Origin of the sequence: Arenimonas daejeonensis (assembly GCF_007993735.1) — a bacterium.
Taxonomy (GTDB): domain Bacteria; phylum Pseudomonadota; class Gammaproteobacteria; order Xanthomonadales; family Xanthomonadaceae; genus Arenimonas; species Arenimonas daejeonensis.
Genome location: NZ_CP042453.1, coordinates 1301424 through 1319453 on the forward strand (window position 1 = coordinate 1301424; position 18030 = coordinate 1319453).

Consider the following 18030-nt stretch of genomic DNA (forward strand, 5'->3'; position numbering starts at 1 on the left):
TCCGCAGGAAACCAAGGAAACCGACATGAGCCAGTCCTATCCCGAAATGGTCGACGATCTCAACAAGGCCATCGCCGCCCTGCGCGGCGGCGCGCCGGGCCCGATGAAGGCCTTTGGCGGCCTGGCGCGCGAGGCGCTCGCTCCCGGCCAGCTGGACGTGAAGACCAAGGAACTGATCGCCATCGCGATCGCCATCGCCACGCGTTGCGATGGCTGCGTCGGTTTCCACGTGAAGGCGGCGATCCGCGCCGGCGCCAGCCGCGAAGAGGTGCTCGAGACCGTGTCGATGGCGATCTACATGGGCGCCGGCCCGTCGATGATCTATGCCGCGGAAACGCTGCGCGCCTTCGACGAATTCGCGGCTACAGCAAGTCCACCGGCAGCTTGAGATAACGGGTGCCGTTGGCCTCGGGTTCGGGCAGGGCGCCGGCACGGATGTTGACCTGCACCGAGGGCAGGATCAGCGTCGGCATCGCCAGCGTGGCGTCGCGCTCGGTGCGCATCCTGACGAACTGCGCCTCGTCCACGCCGTTCCGGATGTGGATGTTGCCGGCCTTCTGTTCGTCGATGCTGGTCTGGCACCGCGGTTCGCGCCCACCCGGGCCGTAGTCGTGGCAGACGAACACGCGGGTGTCGCCGGGCAGGGCATACAGGCGCTGGATCGAGCGGTACAGGGTCGCCGCGTCGCCGCCCGGGAAGTCGCAGCGGGCAGTGCCGCCATCGGGCATGAACAGCGAATCGCCGGTGAACAGCGCATCGCCGATGAGGTAGGCCACGCTGTCGCTGGTGTGGCCGGGCACCGGAATCACCCGCGCCGGCACCTCGCCGACCTGGAAGCCTTCGTCGTCGTCGAACAGATGATCGAACTGCGAGCCGTCGACGGGGAAGTGATCCCCAGGTTGAAGATCGGCCGGAAGGTCTTCTGCACGGTGCGGATGCCCTGGCCGATCGCCAGCCGGGCGTCGGGAAGCCGCTGCTTCAGCCAGTGGCCGGCGCTGAGATGGTCGGCGTGCGCGTGCGTTTCCAGGATCCAGCGCACCGACAGGCCCTTGGCGGCCACGTGGTCGAGCAGGGCCTGTGCGGAAGGCGTGGAGGTGCGGCCGGACCGGGCGTCGAAGTCGAGCACCGGGTCGATGATCGCCGCTTCGCCGCCGGGTGCACGCACCACGTAACTCCAGGTGCCGGTTTCGGCGTGGTGGAAAGGCTGGACTTCGAGGGCGGCCATGGTGGGTTCCGGAGACGGCTTGGTGACGGAAAGGGTATGCCGCGGGTGGCGGCCACGCATCGGCTAGGGTTTGCCGGCCTGCGCGAGTGCGAAGGCCAGCAGCCTGGCTTCGATCCTCGCCGTCAGCCCGGTGGGTGAGGCCAGGTCCATGCGCTGCATCGCGTCCGGGTCCTGCGGGGGCCGGGCCATCAGTGCCCGGACGACCAGGCCGATGCGGTCGCGCGGCCGGGCGCTGCGCGCCTTCAGCCAGCCCAGCGCCTGGGCCAGCCGTTCTTCCACCGGCGTGAAGTCGCTGCCCATCGGGTAGTCGGGCAGCACGCCAGTGCGGCGCAACGCGTGCATGGCGCGGGACAGGGATTCGCGCCGGTTGTCCGCCCAGCCCAAAGGCAACGTGAAGTCCTTCGGCAGCTTCCCGCCGGCCCGTGCCGCCAGCACCAGTCCCGGCTGGTGCGCCACATCGGTGATCGCCAGCATCGCGCGCACGCAGTCCTGGTCGCTGCGGCCGCGCAGGTCGGCGATGCCGTATTCGGTGATGGCGATGTCGCGCAGGTGCCGCGGGATGGTGGTGTGGCCGTAGTTCCACAGGATGTTCGCGGCCGGCGGCGCGCCGCGCGTGGCGCGCAGCATCAGCACCGATCGTGCGTCGTGCAGGGCATGCGCCATCGCCACGAAGTTGTACTGGCCGCCGACGCCGGACACCACGCGCCCGTCCTCGAGCGCGTCCGACACCGCCGCGCCAAGCGCCGTCATCATCATGCAGGTGTTGAAGAAACGTGCGTCGCGGCGCTGTTCGCGTTCCAGGGCTTCGTTGTTGCCGTACAGCTCGTTGATGTGCGAGACGCGGGTCATGCCGATGCCGCGCGCCTGCGTTGGCGGCAGCTGGCGCAGCCAGCGGTACAGGTCCTTCGAGCCGAGATAGAAGGCGCCGTCCAGCCAGCGGCCTTCGCGTGCCAGCAGCGCACGGTCCGCGTCCGTTGCCTGATCCCGGTTGATGCGCGCCATCGCCGCGGCGTCGTCCACCACGCGCCGCGTCAGCACACCGGCTTCGGCCAGGCGGCGGAAGCCGTCGTTCACCATCTCGCTGGCGCCGTACAGACCCTGGCGGAAGGGTCCGGTGCCGCCGGTGTCGCGCACCAGCGCCGAGTCCGCCAGCCCCGGCGACAGCGCTTCCAGCGCGGCCAGGTAGTCGTCATTGCGCGTATGCCGCAGCACCAGCGCATGGCACAGCGCGTCCGACAGCGAGCCGATGCCGATCTGCAACGTGCCGCCGTCGCGCACGAGCGTGCTGGCATACAGGCCGATGGCATGGTCCACGTCGCCCACCGGTTCGCGCGGCAGGGCGAAGAGTTCCGGCGCCGGACCGGGCAGGTCCAGCACGACGTCGAAAAAAATCGGCGGCCACCGCGCAGGGGCCATCGAGCCAGGGCAGGTGCGGGTCCACTTCGGCGACCAGCAGCGGCCGCGGTTTGCCGAGCCGAGCCATTTCGTCCAGCAGGTCGAAGGTCAGGTCCGGGTTGCAGCTAAGGCTCAGGCGCGAACCACCCGGTTCGCGCGCCACCTTCTGCACCAATGCGTTGACGCCGCGTTCGGCCACCGCGCGGGCGACATGCGTGTAGTTGAGGCTGACGTAGTCGCGCTGTGCCTGTTCCGAGCGCAGCAGCGCGCCGGACTGCATGTAGAACTCCTCGACCCGGATGTTAGCCGGCAGCGCATCCGCACGCATCGCCAGCGCGTAGTCGAGTACCGGGAAGTCGGCGCCGAACTGCCGCGCCAGGAAGGGCTGCAGGAAACGCCGCTGCAATCCACTGCCGGCGGCAGGCGGTGTCAACGACAACGCCGTCAGCAGATGCAGCGAACGCGAAGGTTCGGCGGCGATGCGCCGGGTGATGGCATTGAGCAGGCGGTGCGGCTTGCCCAGGCCCAGCGGTGCGGCCAGCACCAGGCGGGGGCCGGCATGGGCCAACAGCCGGTCAACGGCACTCTCCAGCGAGTCATCGGGGTGTGGTCGGTCCATGGCCTGGCTCGTCCCGGGGTCGAGCCAGTATGGCATCGCCATCCATGGGGCTTGACTTGAGCGATTACAGGCGTAGATTCAGCACGAATCTACAGGTGTAATCGAAATGGCGATCAGCGAAGCCGAATCCGTCGTGATGCAGGTGCTCTGGAAACGCAGCCCGCTGGGCGCCGATGACGTGCTGGCGGCCCTGGCGGGGCGCAAGGACTGGCAGGAGTCCACGGTGAAGACCCTGCTCAACCGTCTGCTCAAGAAGGGAGCGATCAGCAGCGAGCGCGACGGCAGGCGGTTCCTCTACGCGCCGCTGCTGAGTCGCGAGGACTGGTTGCAGCAGGAAAGCGAAGGACTGCTGGACAGGCTGTTCGGCGGGCGGCTGGCGCCGATGGTTGCGCACTTCACGGAGCGCCGGAAGCTGTCGAAGAAGGACATCGCGGAACTGAAGAAGCTGCTCCAGGAGCTGGAAGATGGCCGTTGACCTGATCGCCTGGCTGCTCGAAGCCACGTTGGCCGGCAGCGCGGCCATTCTTGCCGTACTCCTTCTCCGCCGGTGGTTGCTGCCGGCATTCGGGGCCAGCGCGGCTTATGCGGCATGGATGCTGGTGCCCGCGGCGCTGCTGGCGACCCTGTTGCCGGCAGCGATCGCGCCATCTGCGCCGGCGGTACTTGGCATACCGGCGGAAACGGCGGCCGGATTGTCCGCCACGGTGGTCGTGCGACCTTTCGACGCCGCGCCCTGGCTTGCCACGGCATGGATGCTCGGGCTGGTCGCCACCGTCCTGTCACTGGCGCGCCAGCAGCGACGATTCCTGCGTGGGCTGGGCGCGTTGAGCCGTCGCGACGACGGGATGTACCAGAGCGAGGCGGTCGCCGGCCTGCCGGCGGTGATCGGCTGGCGCTCGCGCATCGTCCTGCCGCGCGATTTCGAACAACGTTACGAAGCGCACGAACAGCAATTGGTGCTATGCCACGAAAACGTGCACCGGCGTCGTGGCGACCTGCCCGCGAGCGCCTTCGCCGCCGTGCTTCGTTGCCTGTTCTGGTTCAACCCGCTGGTGCACTGGGCGGCCCGCCGGTTCCGCCAGGACCAGGAACTGGCCTGCGATGCCGCCGTGCTGCGCCGGTTCCCACTCTCCCGCCGCAGCTACGGCGACGCCCTGTTCAAGGCCCAGCTCGCCGATCAGCCCTTGCCCTTCGGCTGCCACTGGTTCGGATCCCACCCCCTGAAGGAACGCATCGCCATGCTCAAGCATCCCCTGCCCGACAAACGGCGCTGGTTCGCCGGTTTCACCGTGGTCATTGCACTCACGGTCGCCGGCGGCTGGACCGCCTGGGCCGCGCAGCCCGCCCGCGTCGCGGCTCCCGCGGAAGCCGGCGCGCCCGCGCAGGACGGGCTGGCGACGACCTTCAAGGTCAGGTTCGACGACGGCCCTTGGCGTGCCGAATCCTTGCGGATGCATGCGGGCCAGCCCAGGACCTTCGACTACGAGCAGGACGGTTCCGCGTGGTCCATCGCGCTCACGGTGGATACCTTGAAAGACGGGAACATCTTCGTGTCCGCGGATATCCTCCGTGACGGAGTCAGCCAGGCGCAGCCACGCCTGATCACGAAACCCGGCGCCGCGGCGGTCATCCGCGTCGGCGACGGCTATCCGGACCGGTTCGTCGGCATCGCCATCGAAGTGCTGGTGGATGCGCCTTCCGCAGAGGCTGTCGAGGCCGCGCCTGCGAAGGTCTCGGCCGCCGATCCCTTGAAGCCCTGGCAGATGAGCGTCGCGCGTTGGAACGGGGCCGCCCCGCCTGCGTCCGAGACGGAGTGCTGATCCGTACGATCCCGCCAGATCAGCCCAGCAACAGCTTCCCGGCCGCGATCAGCAGCACCAGCGACAGCGCGTAACGCAGGCCCTTGAGCGGCAGGCGATGGATGCCGAGCTGGGTGCCGACCAGCGCGCCGACGCCGACGACGATCAGCCAGGCGGGCAGGGCTGCCGGCAATGCGCCGGTGGCCTTCCACAATCCGGCCAGGCCCAGTGCCGAGTTGATCCAGACGAAGGCCACCGAGATGCCGGAAGCCTCGCGTGTGTGGCTCCAGCGCATCAACAGCAGCAGCGGCGTGAGGAAGATCGCGCCGCCGGTGCCTGTGAGTCCCGACAACACGCCGATGGCCGCGCCGGCCCCTAGGGCCGGCAGCCAGCGCACCGGCCGCAGCACGACGGCGCTGTCGTCGGTAACCAGGTGACGCGCGCTGCGGAACACCGCCACCGCCGAAAACAGCAGCAGGCCACCCAGCAGCAGCGAATAGCTCTCGCGCGGGATCGGGTATTGCGCGGCCAGGAACGCCGCCGGCGCCGAGGCCACGACGAAAGGCAGCACCTTGCGGAAATCCACCAGCCCCACGCGCCAGAAACGCACCAGGCCGATGCCGCCGACCAGCAGGTTCAGCGCCAGTGCGGTCGGCCGCATCTGCTCCGGCGCGAACCCCAGCAGGGCCATCGCCGCCAGGTAACCGCTGGCGCCGGCGTGCCCGACCGAGGAATACAGCACCGCCACCAGCAGGAACAGACCAGCCAGCAGCCACTCCGTTTCGCCCAGGCCGAACACCTCAGCCTGCCGGATCCAGTGCCGCGTTGATCAGGGCCGCCAGACGCGCGCCGGCCTGGCGCAGGCGTTGTTCGGCGACCGGGCGGTGGCGGTCCAGGTAGTCGTCGCCGATGGACCGCTTCTTCGGATACACGCCGTCGCCACGGATCACGCGGCAGGACTCCAGCGCCCATTCCACCGGCGGGTTGTCGGCACCCGCCGCGCCGTCGGCGGGCACCGGCGACTGCAGCAGGTGCTGCAAATAGTCGTCGTTGTCCCGGTCGGCGCTCCTGAGCAGCCAGTAGTCCCACACGCCGTGCAGCTGGGTGCCTTCGCCCTTGGGCGAACCCTTGCCGCGGTAGTTGAGCTGGTAGTTGTTGCCGCCGCGGTCGTCGGCATAGCCGGCGTGCATCGGCTGGTGCACGTCGCCGACGAAGTGCACCAGGAACTTCAGCGCATCACGGCGCTCCGCCAGCGGCCGGTCCGCATCGGCGAGGATGGCGCGCTGCGCGTTGATGGCGGCGATCACGCAGTTGCCGTCGGGGCATTCGCGCGCGGGCACGTAATCGCAGCCCATCTCGCGCCGGAAGTTGACGTAATGCCAGCGCGTGCTGCGTTCGCCCAGCGAATGCCCGCCCTCGCGCGCCTCGGCGCGGATCTCGTCGGCCCAGGTGGACACGCCGGCGAGGGTGGGAACGGGTTCGCCGGCCAGCAGTCGCTGCACTTGCGCGCGTGCGGCCGGCGTGAGCTCGCGTTCGGCGAGTTCGCCGACCAGCTGGTGGCCCTGGCGACTCCAGGCCAGGGCCGGGGCGGGCAGGGCGGAAACCAGCAGCAGCACGAACAGGACGGGGATCTTCATGGCCGCCGACTCTACGCCAGCGGCCATGACCCCCGCCATCGCCCGCGGTTCAGAACGCCCAGACGAAGGCGGCGCCGTAGACCCGGGGATCGATCTCGACCGTGCCCACGTCGGCGCCGTTGACGCTCGCGTCGGTGTCGATGTCGATCCAGCGCGCGTCGAGCCGCAGCCACTTGCTGTCGCCGATGGCGATGTCCAGGCCGCCGTGCGCCGCCAGTCCCCAGGAATCGTCGAGCTCGAGCTCGGTGCCCGCCAGCGGGCCGCGGGTCTCTTCCTCGAAGAAGGTCGTGTAGTTCAGGCCCAGGCCGACGAAGGGCGTGACCCGGCGGCCGCGGAAGTGGTACTGCAGGGACACGGTCGGCGGCAGTTGCCGGGTCGAACCGGCGTGGGCCCCGTTGAGTGCGATGTCGTGTTCGAAGGGCAGGGCGGCCAGGATCTCGATGCCCCAGTTCGGGCGCAGCCAATATTCGGCGGTGATCGTCGGGCTCCAGGCACTGTCCACGTCGGTGGACAGGGCCCCGCCCGCCAGGGTGCCGTTGTCGGACGTCGGGTCGACGGCGTGGGCGCCGACCGAGAAGGTCCAGTCCCCGGCCTCCTGGGCCTGGGCCGGTGCGGCGAGGGCCAGCGCGGCGGCGCAGGCAAGGGGCGTCAAAAGGCTCTGGATACGCATGGGCACAGCTCCTGTGGGGTCGATGCCGTCAGTTTCCGCCCCCTTTCCGGGACCGGCCTTGAGGCAAATCAAGTCCCCCACCGCTGGGACCGGGGCGCCGAGGTTGCTAAAATGCCCCGCTTTCCCCCACCCCTCCGGCAAGGCGCCGGTCCCAGGAGCCTCCATGTCCATCAAGGTCGCCATCAACGGCTACGGCCGCATCGGTCGCAACATCCTCCGTGCGCTGTACGAATCCAAGCGCACCCACGAGATCCAGATCGTGGCCATCAACGACCTGGGCGATGCCGAGACCAATGCGCACCTGACCCGTTTCGACACCGCGCACGGCCGCTTCAACGCCGACGTGTCGGTGGACGGCAACCACATGGTGGTCAACGGCGACCGCATCCGCGTCTGCGCCGAACGCGACCCGTCCAAGCTGCCCTGGGGCGAGCTGGGCGTGGACGTGGTGTTCGAGTGCACCGGCCTGTTCACTTCAAGGCCAAGGCGGGCGCGCACCTCACCGCTGGCGCCAAGAAGGTGGTCATCTCGGCCCCGGGCGGCAACGACGTGGACAACACCATCGTGTTCGGTGTCAACCACGGTTCGCTCAAGGCTTCGGACACGGTGATCTCGAATGCGTCCTGCACCACCAACTGCCTGGCGCCGCTGGCCAAGGTGCTGAACGAGAAGATCGGCATCGTGCACGGCCTGATGACCACCATCCACGCCTACACCAACGACCAGGTGCTGACCGACGTCTATCACAGCGACCTGCGCCGCGCCCGCAGCGCGACCATGTCGCAGATCCCGACCAAGACCGGCGCCGCCGCCGCGGTCGGCCTGGTGCTGCCGGAACTCAACGGCAAGCTGACCGGCTTCTCGATGCGCGTTCCGACCATCAATGTGTCCTTCGTCGACCTGTCGTTCGTGGCCAAGCGCGAGACCACGAAGGAAGAGATCGACGCGGCGGTCAAGGCCGCCAGCGAAGGCGAGTTGAAGGGCGTGCTGGGTTTCAACACGCAGCCGCTGGTGTCGGTGGACTTCAACCACGATCCGCGCAGTTCGGTCTACGACAGCACGCTGACCCAGGTCATGGGCGGCACGCTGGTGAAGGTCGGCGCCTGGTACGACAACGAGTGGGGTTTCTCCAACCGCATGCTCGACACCACGCTGGCGCTGATGGCTGCCAAGTAAGTCCTGCTTCACCGCGTTCTCCGAAAAAGCCCCGGCCTGCCGGGGCTTTTTTTCGCCGCTTGTTGATCTGGCGCCGGCAGTACCGGGGAAGCGAGGGTCTCTTTCTGCTCAGTGAAGCCTTTTATTTCGCAGAAAGAGACCCTCGCTTCCCCGGCACTGCCGGTGCGGATCGTTCAGGTCGCTGGTCGGAGTTCTTGAGCGGCATTGGTGTTTTGCTTGCGCGTGGGGGCTCATGGGCTTCCGCGTGTGGGATCTTTCCTGCGCCTTGTCGTTTGCTAAGACGCTCGCGTCCCTTGTCGGCAGCGCGCCTCCCGTGGGGCGCGTTCCCCTGAACGCGTCCGGTGCCATCTTCCGCAAACTGGTCCGAAGTACTCGCCGCCATGCGGCGCAGAGCAAAAGCTGGAGCCGGGGCCAGGGCCAGGGCGGAGCCGGAGCCGCTTTTGCGGAGGCGGCGGTTGCGGTTGCCGTTGCCGTTGCCGTTGTATTTGCAGTGGCTGTTCGCCGCGCAGCGGCGAGTCCTCGTTGCAACCTCGCCAAAATGGCACCGGACGCGTTCAGGGGAACGCGCCCCACGATAGGCGATCCGCCCCGATTTTGAGCGTGCTCCCACTTAGCAAACCGCGTGACGCAGGAAAGATCCCGCATGCGGAAGCCCGCGAACCCACACGCGTATGCAAGACGCCGATGCCGCTCAGGAACTCCCCCACGAAACCTCTGAGGTTCGAACCGGCAGTGCCGTGTGGTCGAGGGTCTCTTTCTGCGAAATAAAAGGCTTCACTGAGCAGAAAGAGACCCTCGGCCGCGCGGTGCTGCCGGCGCCAGATCACCGGGCGCAATCATCCAATCACCGCAGAAAGTCAGGCCGGACGCTTGGAGGACCACCGCGCGGCCAGGATTTTCGTGGCACAGAGCAGGCCGAAGTACAGCGCGCCCATCGCCACCACGGTTTGCGGCTCGTCGATCCACAGCCCGCCCTGGCCCTCGCCGAAACCGAACTGCGGCTGCAGCTCGGCCTTCATGCCCAGCCGCGGAACCGGCACCATCACGGTCATTGCGCAGGCAAACAGGTAGGCGACCACCGAACCGGCCCAGGCGGCCATCTGCACCATCGTGTCGTCGTCCGAGGCCGGCGCGCTGCGCCAGATCCAGACGAACTTGCCGACCACCAGCCAACCGAAGGCCAGCAGCGGCCACCACTCGCCGAAACTCCAGGCGAAGGCGCCGATCATCAGCACGTAGAAGACCGACAGACCGAGCACGCCGCCGATGCGCAGCTTGCGGTCGCTTTTCGGCTGGTTGGCGATGGCGGTGAAAAAACCGGTGGCGTGGATCAGGAAGAACTCCACCAGCATCGTCAGCATCGCCGTCTTCACCGACAGCGCGCCGAACACGAAGGGGTGGATCCAGACCGCGAGGAACATCGCCGCGGTGATGCCATCGGGCAGGGCGGCCCAGGCACTGAAGCGCGGCGCGGCCTTCACGGCGCGTCGTCCCCGGCGCCGGCGCCCGCGGCGGAGCGACGCAGGCGGTCGTGCACGGCCAGCCAGTCGCCGCCTTCCGGCGGGCGTTCGGCCAGCAGCAGGTTGACGCCGCGGGTATCGAGTGCACGCAGCGCGGCGTACAGGCCGTGGGCGTAGGCGTCCGCCGCGGCGGGCAGGGCCAGGCCCTCCAGGCCGTCAGGCAGCGTGTCCAGCGCCAGCACGGCCACGCGCTTGCCGAACGTGAGTTGCTGCTGTGCTTCCTGCGCCAGCGCGGCGCGCGGCAGCAGCAGCAGCGGCGTGCGCGGCGCGTAGTGCGCTTCCAGCGTGCCCGAGGCGCGCGGGCTGTCATCGGCAACGCCGTCCGCGACGGGGCCGATGACCGCTTCGAGGCGTTCGCGGCTGATCATGCCCGGCCGCAGGATGCGCGGCGTGCCGGAGGAAAGATCAAGGATCGTGCTCTCGATTCCGATCTGGCATTCGCCGCCGTTGAGCACCACCGGCACCGCGTCGCCGAACTCCTCGCGCACATGCGCGGCGGTGGTCGGGCTGATGCGGCCGAAGCGGTTCGCCGAAGGCGCGGCTAGGCCGCCGCCGAACGCACGCAGCACCTCCAGCGCCATCGGATGCGCGGGGCAGCGCAGGCCGACGGTGGGCTGGCCGCCGGTGACTTCGTCCGGCACGCCGGGCTGCTTGCGCAGGATCAGGGTCAGCGGCCCGGGCCAGAAGGCGGAGGCCAGCGTGCGGGCCGCCGCGGGAATGTCGCTGGCCCAGGCGTCGAGTTGCCTGGCATCGGCGATGTGCACGATCAGCGGGTGATCGGCCGGCCGGCCCTTCAGCGCGAAGATCCCGCGCACCGCCTCGGCGTTCGAAGCATCGGCGGCCAGGCCGTACACGGTCTCGGTGGGCAGGCCGATGGCCTCGCCCCGGCGCAGGGCGGCCACGGCGTCGGCGATTCCGTAGCTCATGCCACGCTCCGGTAGTCGGCCTTGAGCAGGCCGTAGATCCAGGAATCGGCGAACTCACCCCCGACCCGCCAGCGGTTGCGCAGCAGGCCCTCGCGCTGGAAACCGAAATGCTCCAGCAGGCGCCATGAAGATTGATTGCGCGGATCCACGTCGGCCTCGATGCGTTCCAGGCCCAGCGGGCCGAAACCGTGTCCGATCGCCAGCCTCACGGCTTCGCGGGCCAGTCCGCGGCCTTGGCGCGAGGGCAGCAGGGAATAACCGAGTTCGGCGCGCTGGTTCGGCCCGCTCAGCGAAAACAGGGCGGTGGTTCCGATGAAACGGTCCTCGCCCGGCTCGGTCAGCGCCCAGCCGTACACTGCGGGTGGGCGCATCGGCATGCGCTCGGCCAGCCAGGCCTCGGCCTGGGCCAGGCCGGTCCAGGGCGCAAAACTCCAGTAGCGGCAGACCTCCGGGTCGCTGTAGAGCGCGAAGACGTCGGCCGCGTCCGACGCCTGCAGCGGGCGCAGGCGCACACGGTCGCTCTCGAGCACGGGCGGGTCGTTGGGATCGAAGGCCATGCCGCATTCTCCCACGCGGCCCGGCGGTTTGCCCCAGGCCCACCGGGCGGGGAAAATGGCGGTCTTTCCCGCGTCCCTTCCCATGGAGCCACCCATGACCCTCCTCCGCATGGCCGACCTCGACCTGGCCGGCAAGCGCGTGCTGATCCGCGAAGACCTCAACGTGCCGGTCAAGGACGGTCGCATCACCTCCGAGCAGCGCATCACCGCGGCCCTGCCGACGATCCGGCTGGCCTGGAGAAAGGCGCCGCCGTGATGGTGACCTCGCACCTGGGCCGCCCGAAGGAGGGCGTGTGGACGCAGGAGGATTCGCTGGCGCCGGTCGCCGCGCGCCTGTCCGGACTGCTGGGCCGCGAGGTGCCGCTGGTGAAGGACTGGGTGGACGGCGTGCAGGTGCAGCCCGGCCAGCTGGTGCTGCTGGAGAACTGCCGCATGAACGTCGGCGAGGGCAAGGACGACGAGGCGCTGTCGAAGAAGTACGCCGCGCTGTGCGACGTGTACGTCATGGACGCCTTCGGCACCGCGCACCGCGCGCAGGCGTCCACGCACGGCGCGATCCGCTTCGCGAAAGTCGCCTGCGGCGGCCCGCTGCTGATGGCCGAACTCGACGCGCTGGCCAAGGCGCTGGAAGCCCCGGCCCGCCCGCTGATCGCGATCGTCGCCGGCAGCAAGGTCAGCACCAAGCTCGAGCTGCTGTCGAACCTGGTGTCCAAGGTGGACCAGCTGATCGTCGGCGGCGGCATCGCCAACACCTTCATCGCCGCGGTCGGCCACCCGGTCGGCAAGTCGCTGTGCGAGAACGACCTGCTCGACACCGCCCGGCAGATCATCGCCGACGCCAAGGCCCGCGGTGCCGACATCCCGATCCCGAGCGACGTGGTGGTGGCCCCGGCCTTCGCCGCCGACGCGCCGGCCACGGTGAAGAAGGTCAACGAAGTCGGTCCGGACGACATGATCCTGGACATCGGTCCGGAAACCGCCGCGCGTTATGCGGAAATGATCAACAAAGCCGGCACCGTGGTCTGGAACGGCCCGGTCGGCGTGTTCGAATTCGACGCCTTCGGCAAGGGCACCCAGGTGCTGGCAAAGGCGATCGCCGATTCGTCCGCGTTCTCGATCGCCGGCGGCGGCGACACCCTGGCCGCGGTGGACAAGTACGGCGTCGAGTCCGGCATCAGCTACATTTCCACCGGCGGCGGCGCCTTCCCGGAGTTCTGCGAAGGCAAGGAACTGCCGGCGGTCGCGGCGCTCAAGGCGCGCGCACGCTGAGGTGGCGACCCTCTTCTTCGACCTGGACGGCACCCTGATCGATTCCGCCGTCGGCATCACCCGCTGCGTCGCCCATGCGCTAGAAAGCATGGGCGAACCGGTGCCGCCGCAGCACGAACTGCGGCGCTGGATCGGGCCGACGCTGCGCGAAAGCTTCGGGCCGCTGCTCAGGACCAGGAACGCACCGAACAGGCGGTGCGGCTCTATCGCGAACGTTTCGACAGCCACGGCTGGACCGAACACGAGGCCTATCCGGGCATCGGCGACGCGGTCGAGGCGCTGGTTTCCGCCGGACACCGGCTGGCGGTGGTCACCGCGAAATACGAAGACCACGCACGCCGCATCGTCGAGCACCTGCCGTTCGGCCATCATTTCGAGGACGTGATCGGCGCCACCGAAGACGGCCGCATCAGCCACAAGCCCGAACTGATCGCCGAAGCGCTGCGGCGCCTGGGCCTGGCCGCCGACGGCATCAGCATGATCGGCGACCGGCGCATGGACATCGAAGGCGCGCGCCACCACGGCATGGCCTCGGTGGGCGTGTTGTGGGGTTTTGGCGGCGAAGCCGAACTCAGCACCGCCGGTGCCGACCGCCTGGCGCGCGCACCGCACGAACTGCCCGGGCTGTTCGCTGCGGCTGTCTCCTGAGGACAGCGGCAGGACATCGCGGCAACGCGCGCGGGCCGCAAAAACCTGTGTTAGCTTTGACGGCACCACCCCGCGAAGCCCACCGATGAGCCACGCCCTGCGCCGCACCAAGATCCTCGCCACCTGGGCCCGGCCACCGACGCGCCGGGCGTGCTCGACGACCTGGTGCGCGCCGGCGTCAACGTCGTGCGCCTGAACTTCTCCCATGGCACGCCCGAACACCACGCCGCGCGCGTGGCCGCGGTGCGCGAAGCAGCCGCGCGCCAGGGCCGCGAGGTCGGCATCCTGGCCGACCTGCAGGGCCCGAAGATCCGCATCGAGAAATTCGAGGAAGACAAGGTGCTGCTCAAGGCCGGGCAGGACTTCACCCTGGTCTGCCGCGCCGACGCCCCACTGGGCGACGCCGGCCAGGTCGGTGTCAGCTACCCTGGGTCTGGTCAACGACGTGCATGCGGGCGACACCCTGTTGCTGGACGACGGCCTGATGGCGGTCGAGGTCACCGCCATCGAGGGCGAAAACATACGCACGCGCGTGCTCACCGACGGCGTGCTGTCGAACCGAAAGGGCCTGAACCGGCTCGGCGGTGGCCTGTCGCTGGGCGCGCTGACCGACCAGGACAAGCAGCACATCCAGATCGCCGCGCAGCTGGGCGTGGATTTCATCGCGGTGTCGTTCTGCCGCTCCGCCGCCGACATGGACGAGGCGCGCGCGCTGGCCCGCGCCGCCGGCAGCGACGCCTTCCTGGTGGCCAAGATCGAACGCGCCGAGGCGATCGACAACCTGGCCGAGATCACCATCGCCTCCGACGTGGTGATGGTGGCGCGCGGCGACCTGGGCGTGGAGATCGGCGACGCCGAGCTGCCCGGCCTGCAGAAGAAGATCATCCGCACCGCGCTCGAACACAACCGCGTGGTGATCACCGCCACGCAGATGCTGCAGTCCATGGTGGACAACCCGATCCCGACCCGCGCCGAGGTGCTGGACGTTGCCAACTCGGTGATCGACGGCACCGACGCGGTGATGCTGTCGGCCGAAACCGCCTCGGGAAACTACCCGGTGAAGTCGGTCGAGGCGATGGTGCGCATCTGCCTGGGCGCCGAGCGCCAGTTCGACCACGACACCGATTTCGAGAAGGCGCCGCGCAACCTGCAGGCCGCCGACCAGGCCATCGCCATGGCCAGCATGTTCCTGGCCGAACACATCCAGGTCCGCGCCATCATCGCGCTGACCGAATCCGGCGGCACGGCGCGCTATCTGTCGCGTTTCCGTTCGGCGGTGCCGATCTACGGTCTGTCGCGTCATGCCGGCGCGCGCCGGCGCATGGCGATGATCCGCGACGTGTTCCCGTTCAACTACGACAGCCAGGGCCTGGCCACGCGCGAGGCGGCGCGGGGGCGATCAAGCAGTTGTTCGACGCCGGGGTGCTGTCGGAGGGCGACAGCGTCATCATCACCAGCGGCGACCACATGGAGCTGCACGGCGCCACCAACACCCTGCGCCTGCTGAAAGTCGGCCCCGGCGGCCGCGCCGAGGGCCTGGGCGAGCTCTGAGCTTGCTGCGCAAGCAGGGCGTGTGGCTGCTCAGCGCCGGGATCGTTCGAGGCGATAGGCCGCCGCACGAGGAAACTTTCCCGGACACGCCGTGAATACGTCCATGTAGGCTCTTCAGCGACGTCCGTGTCGCTGAAGGTCCGGAAAAGTTCCCTCGCACGACGGCCTGTGGCCGTTCGGGGCCGGGCCATCGAATTCGAAAAGCCTTGCGAGCCCGTCGCTTTGCCGCCCTGTGTGGTTCCAGGTTCTGAATGCCTGCCAGAAGCCGAGGCAAGCGAGCTTTTGCCCCAAATCGACACCCCGGCCCTGACGGTCTGCAGGTCGTCGTGCGTGAGGTCGCTTTCCGGGGCTTCGAAAACATGGACGTTTTCGAAGAGCCTCCATGGATGGATTCACGGCGTCCCCGGAAAGCGACCTCACGTACGGCGGCCTATCGCCAGGAACGATCCCGGCGCACCCGAGTCACCCGCTCACGGGCAATGGATCTGCCTGGGCCCGGAAGGGCCCAGGGGTGGGGCGGGGAGCAGGCTTGGGCTATAATCCCCGGCTTTCCAGCAACCACCCCGGGATCGCCCCCATGAGTATCGACCAGCTCGCCGAAACCGCCCAGGCCATGGTGGCCGCAGGCAAGGGCATCATCGCCATCGATGAGTCCACCGCCACCATCAAGAAGCGTTTCGAAGGCGTCGGCATCGAGTGCACGGAAGAGAACCGCCGCGCCTACCGCGAGATGCTGCTGACCACCCCGAAGCTGGGCGACTACATCTCCGGCGCCATCCTGTACGACGAGACCCTGCGCCAGTCCACCAAGGCCGGCGTGCCGTTCACCAAGGTCATGATGGACAACGGCATCCTGCCGGGCATCAAGGTGGACCTGGGCGCCAAGCCGCTGGCCGGCTTCCCGGGCGAACTGGTCACCGAAGGCCTGGACGGCCTGCGCGACCGCCTGAAGGAATACGCCAAACTGGGCGCCAAGTTCGCCAAGTGGCGCGCCGTGATCACCATCGGTGAAGACGCGCCGTCCGGCACCTGCATCGAGGCCAACTGCCACGCACTGGCCCGCTACGCCGCCCTGTGCCAGGAAGCCGGCATCGTGCCCATGGTCGAGCCCGAAGTGCTGATGGACGGCGAGCACGACATCGACACCTGCTACGAGATCACCGAGGTCACCCTGCGCTCGCTGTTCGGCGCGCTGTACGAGCACAACGTCATGCTCGAGGGCACCATCCTGAAGGCCTCCATGGTCGTGTCCGGCAAGGACTGCCCGGACCAGGCCGGCGTCGAGGAAGTGGCCGAGATGACCCTGCGCTGCCTCAAGGCCTCGGTGCCGGCGATCCTGCCGGGCATCGTGTTCCTGTCCGGCGGCCAGAGCGACGAGGCCGCCACCGCGCACCTCAACGCCATGAACCAGATGGGTGCCAAGCCCTGGCCGCTGAGCTTCAGCTACGGCCGCGCCATGCAGTCGGCCGCGCTCAAGCTGTGGTCCAAGGACCTGGTGGGCAATGTCGCCGCCGCCCAGCAGACCGTGTACGCCCGCGCCAAGGACAACGGCCTGGCCGCGCTGGGCAAGTGGAAGTCCGCGTAAGCGGCGCCCGCCCAGTGGTCCACGGAACGCCGGCCTCGTGCCGGCGTTCTGCTTTCCGGGCCCGGATCTCACGCCCAGCGGCACTTCATCGTGGGCTGGCGTCAACGTCCTGCGCGCCCGGGCGTTGATCACCGGATGACCGCAGCCCGTGCACGCCGGCATGACGTCGGCCCCGTACAATCGGCCGACCTGCCTGCGTGGGGCCGGCCTTGCCCCCGGTTGCCAGGCCTGCCCGGCGAACTTTCTCCGGCCCCCGGGTCAGTATCCGGAGCGCCTGCGTGCGGTTGAGCGGCATCGAGCGCACCATCACGCCACCGTCCCGCGACGGCGGCCATTCAAGGATCAAGGAACGCCCCTGACATGACGTCGAGCCTCAAGAAGCTGCCCCCTCTGCTGGCCCTGGCCCTGCTGCTGTCCGCCTGTGGCGACGACGCATCCGACCGGCCGCAGGCGCCGGCCGCGACCGTCACCACGACACAGGCGGCCATCAAGCCCCGGAGCGACGCCATCGAGGCCCTGGGCACGACGCGGGCCAACGAGTCGGTGCTGGTCACCGCCAAGGTCACCGAAACCGTGGTCCGGGTGAACTTCGAGGACGGCGACCTGGTCGAGGCCGGCGACGTGCTGGTGGACCTGTCGGGTCGTGCCGAACTGGCCGGGCTGGACGAAGTCGCCGCGTCCTACCGCGAGGCGCAGCAGCAGTACGAGCGCCTGCGCGAGCTCAATGCGCAGAAACTCATCCCGACCAGCCAGCTCGACGCCCAGCGCGGCGCCATGGATTCCGCGCGCGCGACTGGACGTGGTGCGCGCACGCCTGGCCGACCGCGTGATCACGGCGCCCTTCGACGGCGTGCTCGGTTTCCGCCAGGTCAGCCCCGGCACCTGGTCACGCCCGGCACCACCATCGCCAGCCTGGACGACATCTCGGTGATGAAGCTCGACTTCACGGTGCCCGAGGCCTTCCTGTCCGCGCTTGCTCCCGGGCAGGCCGTGTCGGCACGCAGCGCGGCCTGGCCGGACCGCGAGTTCACCGGCACGGTGAGCACGATCGATTCGCGCGTGGACCCGGTCACCCGCGCCGTCACCGTGCGCGCCGAGATCCCCAACCCCGAGCGCGAACTGCGTCCGGGCATGCTGCTCACGCTGCAGGTGTTCCAGCCCGAGCGCCAGGCGCTGGTGGTGCCCGAGATCTCGGTGATCCAGGTGGCGCAGGACGCGCACGTGTTCCGGGTCAAGGCCGACGACACCGTCGAGCAGGTGGACGTGAAGCTGGGCCAGCGCCGTCAGGGCGAGGTCGAAGTGCTGGACGGGCTGGCGGCCGGCGACCGCATCGTCGTGGACGGCACCGTCAAGCTGCGCGAAGGCGCGCGGGTGGTCGAAGCCACCGCCGCCGGTGAAGCGGCCGCCGTCGTCGCCGACCGCAAGGGCGCCTGAGGGCGCGCCGGGGAAAAGA

12 protein-coding genes and 5 pseudogenes are annotated in these 18030 nt (G+C 69.0%); 9 read left to right on the forward strand and 8 right to left on the reverse strand.

Annotation, left to right across the window (positions count from 1 at the left end; translation table 11 throughout):
* The first annotated feature begins 25 nt into the window (after positions 1-25).
* A complete protein-coding gene (locus tag FRZ33_RS06175) occupies positions 26-388 on the forward strand; it encodes a carboxymuconolactone decarboxylase family protein (RefSeq protein ID WP_146908445.1) in 363 nt (120 codons plus the stop codon).
* Here the strand turns inward: FRZ33_RS06175 and FRZ33_RS06180 are convergent.
* Positions 363-1225: pseudogene (locus FRZ33_RS06180) on the reverse strand (MBL fold metallo-hydrolase). The gene FRZ33_RS06175 and the pseudogene FRZ33_RS06180 overlap by 26 nt on opposite strands.
* Positions 1226-1288: 63 nt before the next feature.
* Positions 1289-3239: pseudogene (locus tag FRZ33_RS06185) on the reverse strand (acetyl-CoA hydrolase/transferase C-terminal domain-containing protein).
* Positions 3240-3345: 106 nt separating this feature from the next.
* On the opposite strand from FRZ33_RS06185, the gene FRZ33_RS06190 reads away from it, so the two are divergent.
* The gene (locus FRZ33_RS06190) at positions 3346-3714 is read left to right on the forward strand and encodes a BlaI/MecI/CopY family transcriptional regulator (RefSeq protein WP_146908446.1); all 369 of its coding nucleotides are present in this window, start codon (positions 3346-3348) and stop codon (positions 3712-3714) included.
* Positions 3704-5059, forward strand: a complete 1356-nt coding sequence (locus tag FRZ33_RS06195; RefSeq protein ID WP_146908449.1) for a M56 family metallopeptidase — start codon at positions 3704-3706, stop codon at positions 5057-5059. The genes FRZ33_RS06190 and FRZ33_RS06195 overlap by 11 nt, the downstream gene beginning before the upstream one ends.
* Before the next feature lie 19 nt (positions 5060-5078).
* On the opposite strand, the gene FRZ33_RS06200 is transcribed toward FRZ33_RS06195, so the two are convergent.
* Genes FRZ33_RS06200 through FRZ33_RS06210 form a run of 3 tightly spaced genes read right to left on the reverse strand, consistent with a single transcriptional unit; the run spans position 5079 to position 7345 of the window.
* A complete protein-coding gene (locus FRZ33_RS06200) occupies positions 5079-5837 on the reverse strand; it encodes a sulfite exporter TauE/SafE family protein (protein WP_227978173.1) in 759 nt (252 codons plus the stop codon).
* Position 5838: 1 nt separating this feature from the next.
* Positions 5839-6675, reverse strand: a complete 837-nt coding sequence (locus FRZ33_RS06205; RefSeq protein WP_146908452.1) for a S1/P1 nuclease — start codon at positions 6673-6675, stop codon at positions 5839-5841.
* Between the two features lie 49 nt (positions 6676-6724).
* Positions 6725-7345 (reverse strand): OmpW/AlkL family protein, encoded by a 621-nt coding sequence (locus tag FRZ33_RS06210; RefSeq protein WP_146908454.1) that lies wholly within the window; start codon positions 7343-7345, stop codon positions 6725-6727.
* Between the two features lie 163 nt (positions 7346-7508).
* Between FRZ33_RS06210 and gap the strand changes: the two are divergent.
* A pseudogene (gene gap / locus FRZ33_RS06215) lies at positions 7509-8521 on the forward strand (type I glyceraldehyde-3-phosphate dehydrogenase).
* 857 nt (positions 8522-9378) lie between these two features.
* Here gap and FRZ33_RS06220 read toward each other — a convergent pair.
* From FRZ33_RS06220 to FRZ33_RS06230, 3 genes are read right to left on the reverse strand one after another with little or no spacing between them, the layout of a single operon-like run.
* A complete protein-coding gene (locus tag FRZ33_RS06220) occupies positions 9379-10002 on the reverse strand; it encodes a hypothetical protein (RefSeq protein ID WP_146908457.1) in 624 nt (207 codons plus the stop codon).
* Complete coding sequence (locus tag FRZ33_RS06225; protein ID WP_146908459.1) at positions 9999-10967, reverse strand: L-threonylcarbamoyladenylate synthase; 969 nt, start codon at positions 10965-10967, stop codon at positions 9999-10001. The genes FRZ33_RS06220 and FRZ33_RS06225 overlap by 4 nt, the downstream gene beginning before the upstream one ends.
* Positions 10964-11524: a GNAT family N-acetyltransferase gene (locus FRZ33_RS06230; protein ID WP_158637122.1), complete on the reverse strand. Its 561-nt coding sequence runs from the start codon at positions 11522-11524 to the stop codon at positions 10964-10966. The genes FRZ33_RS06225 and FRZ33_RS06230 overlap by 4 nt, the downstream gene beginning before the upstream one ends.
* A 94-nt stretch (positions 11525-11618) precedes the next feature.
* Here FRZ33_RS06230 and FRZ33_RS06235 point away from each other — a divergent pair.
* The 5 genes and pseudogenes from FRZ33_RS06235 to FRZ33_RS06255 all read left to right on the forward strand — a co-directional run bounded on the left by FRZ33_RS06235 (position 11619) and on the right by FRZ33_RS06255 (position 18011).
* Positions 11619-12793 (forward strand): annotated as a pseudogene (locus FRZ33_RS06235) (phosphoglycerate kinase).
* A gap of 63 nt (positions 12794-12856) precedes the next feature.
* Positions 12857-13441, forward strand: a complete 585-nt coding sequence (locus FRZ33_RS06240; protein WP_265468761.1) for an HAD hydrolase-like protein — start codon at positions 12857-12859, stop codon at positions 13439-13441.
* Between the two features lie 85 nt (positions 13442-13526).
* Positions 13527-14992 (forward strand): annotated as a pseudogene (gene pyk, locus FRZ33_RS06245) (pyruvate kinase).
* A 577-nt stretch (positions 14993-15569) separates the two neighbouring features.
* Entirely contained in the window at positions 15570-16577 is a 1008-nt protein-coding gene (locus FRZ33_RS06250) for a class I fructose-bisphosphate aldolase (RefSeq protein WP_146908463.1), read from the forward strand.
* 360 nt (positions 16578-16937) lie between these two features.
* Positions 16938-18011 carry an efflux RND transporter periplasmic adaptor subunit gene (locus tag FRZ33_RS06255; protein WP_146908465.1) on the forward strand — a complete coding sequence of 358 codons (1074 nt, stop codon included), beginning with the start codon at positions 16938-16940 and terminating at the stop codon, positions 18009-18011.
* The last annotated feature ends 19 nt before the right edge of the window (positions 18012-18030 follow it).

Bases quoted from the DNA above. Each gene is read 5' to 3' on its own strand.
- FRZ33_RS06175 (WP_146908445.1), top strand. From the start codon at position 26: ATGAGCCAGTCCTATCCCGAAATGGTCGACGATCTCAACAAGGCCATC.
- FRZ33_RS06190 (WP_146908446.1), top strand. From the start codon at position 3,346: ATGGCGATCAGCGAAGCCGAATCCGTCGTGATGCAGGTGCTCTGGAAA.
- FRZ33_RS06195 (WP_146908449.1), top strand. From the start codon at position 3,704: ATGGCCGTTGACCTGATCGCCTGGCTGCTCGAAGCCACGTTGGCCGGC.
- FRZ33_RS06205 (WP_146908452.1), bottom strand. From the start codon at position 6,675: ATGAAGATCCCCGTCCTGTTCGTGCTGCTGCTGGTTTCCGCCCTGCCC.
- FRZ33_RS06210 (WP_146908454.1), bottom strand. From the start codon at position 7,345: ATGCGTATCCAGAGCCTTTTGACGCCCCTTGCCTGCGCCGCCGCGCTG.
- FRZ33_RS06225 (WP_146908459.1), bottom strand. From the start codon at position 10,967: ATGAGCTACGGAATCGCCGACGCCGTGGCCGCCCTGCGCCGGGGCGAG.
- FRZ33_RS06230 (WP_158637122.1), bottom strand. From the start codon at position 11,524: ATGGCCTTCGATCCCAACGACCCGCCCGTGCTCGAGAGCGACCGTGTG.
- FRZ33_RS06250 (WP_146908463.1), top strand. From the start codon at position 15,570: ATGAGTATCGACCAGCTCGCCGAAACCGCCCAGGCCATGGTGGCCGCA.
- FRZ33_RS06255 (WP_146908465.1), top strand. From the start codon at position 16,938: ATGACGTCGAGCCTCAAGAAGCTGCCCCCTCTGCTGGCCCTGGCCCTG.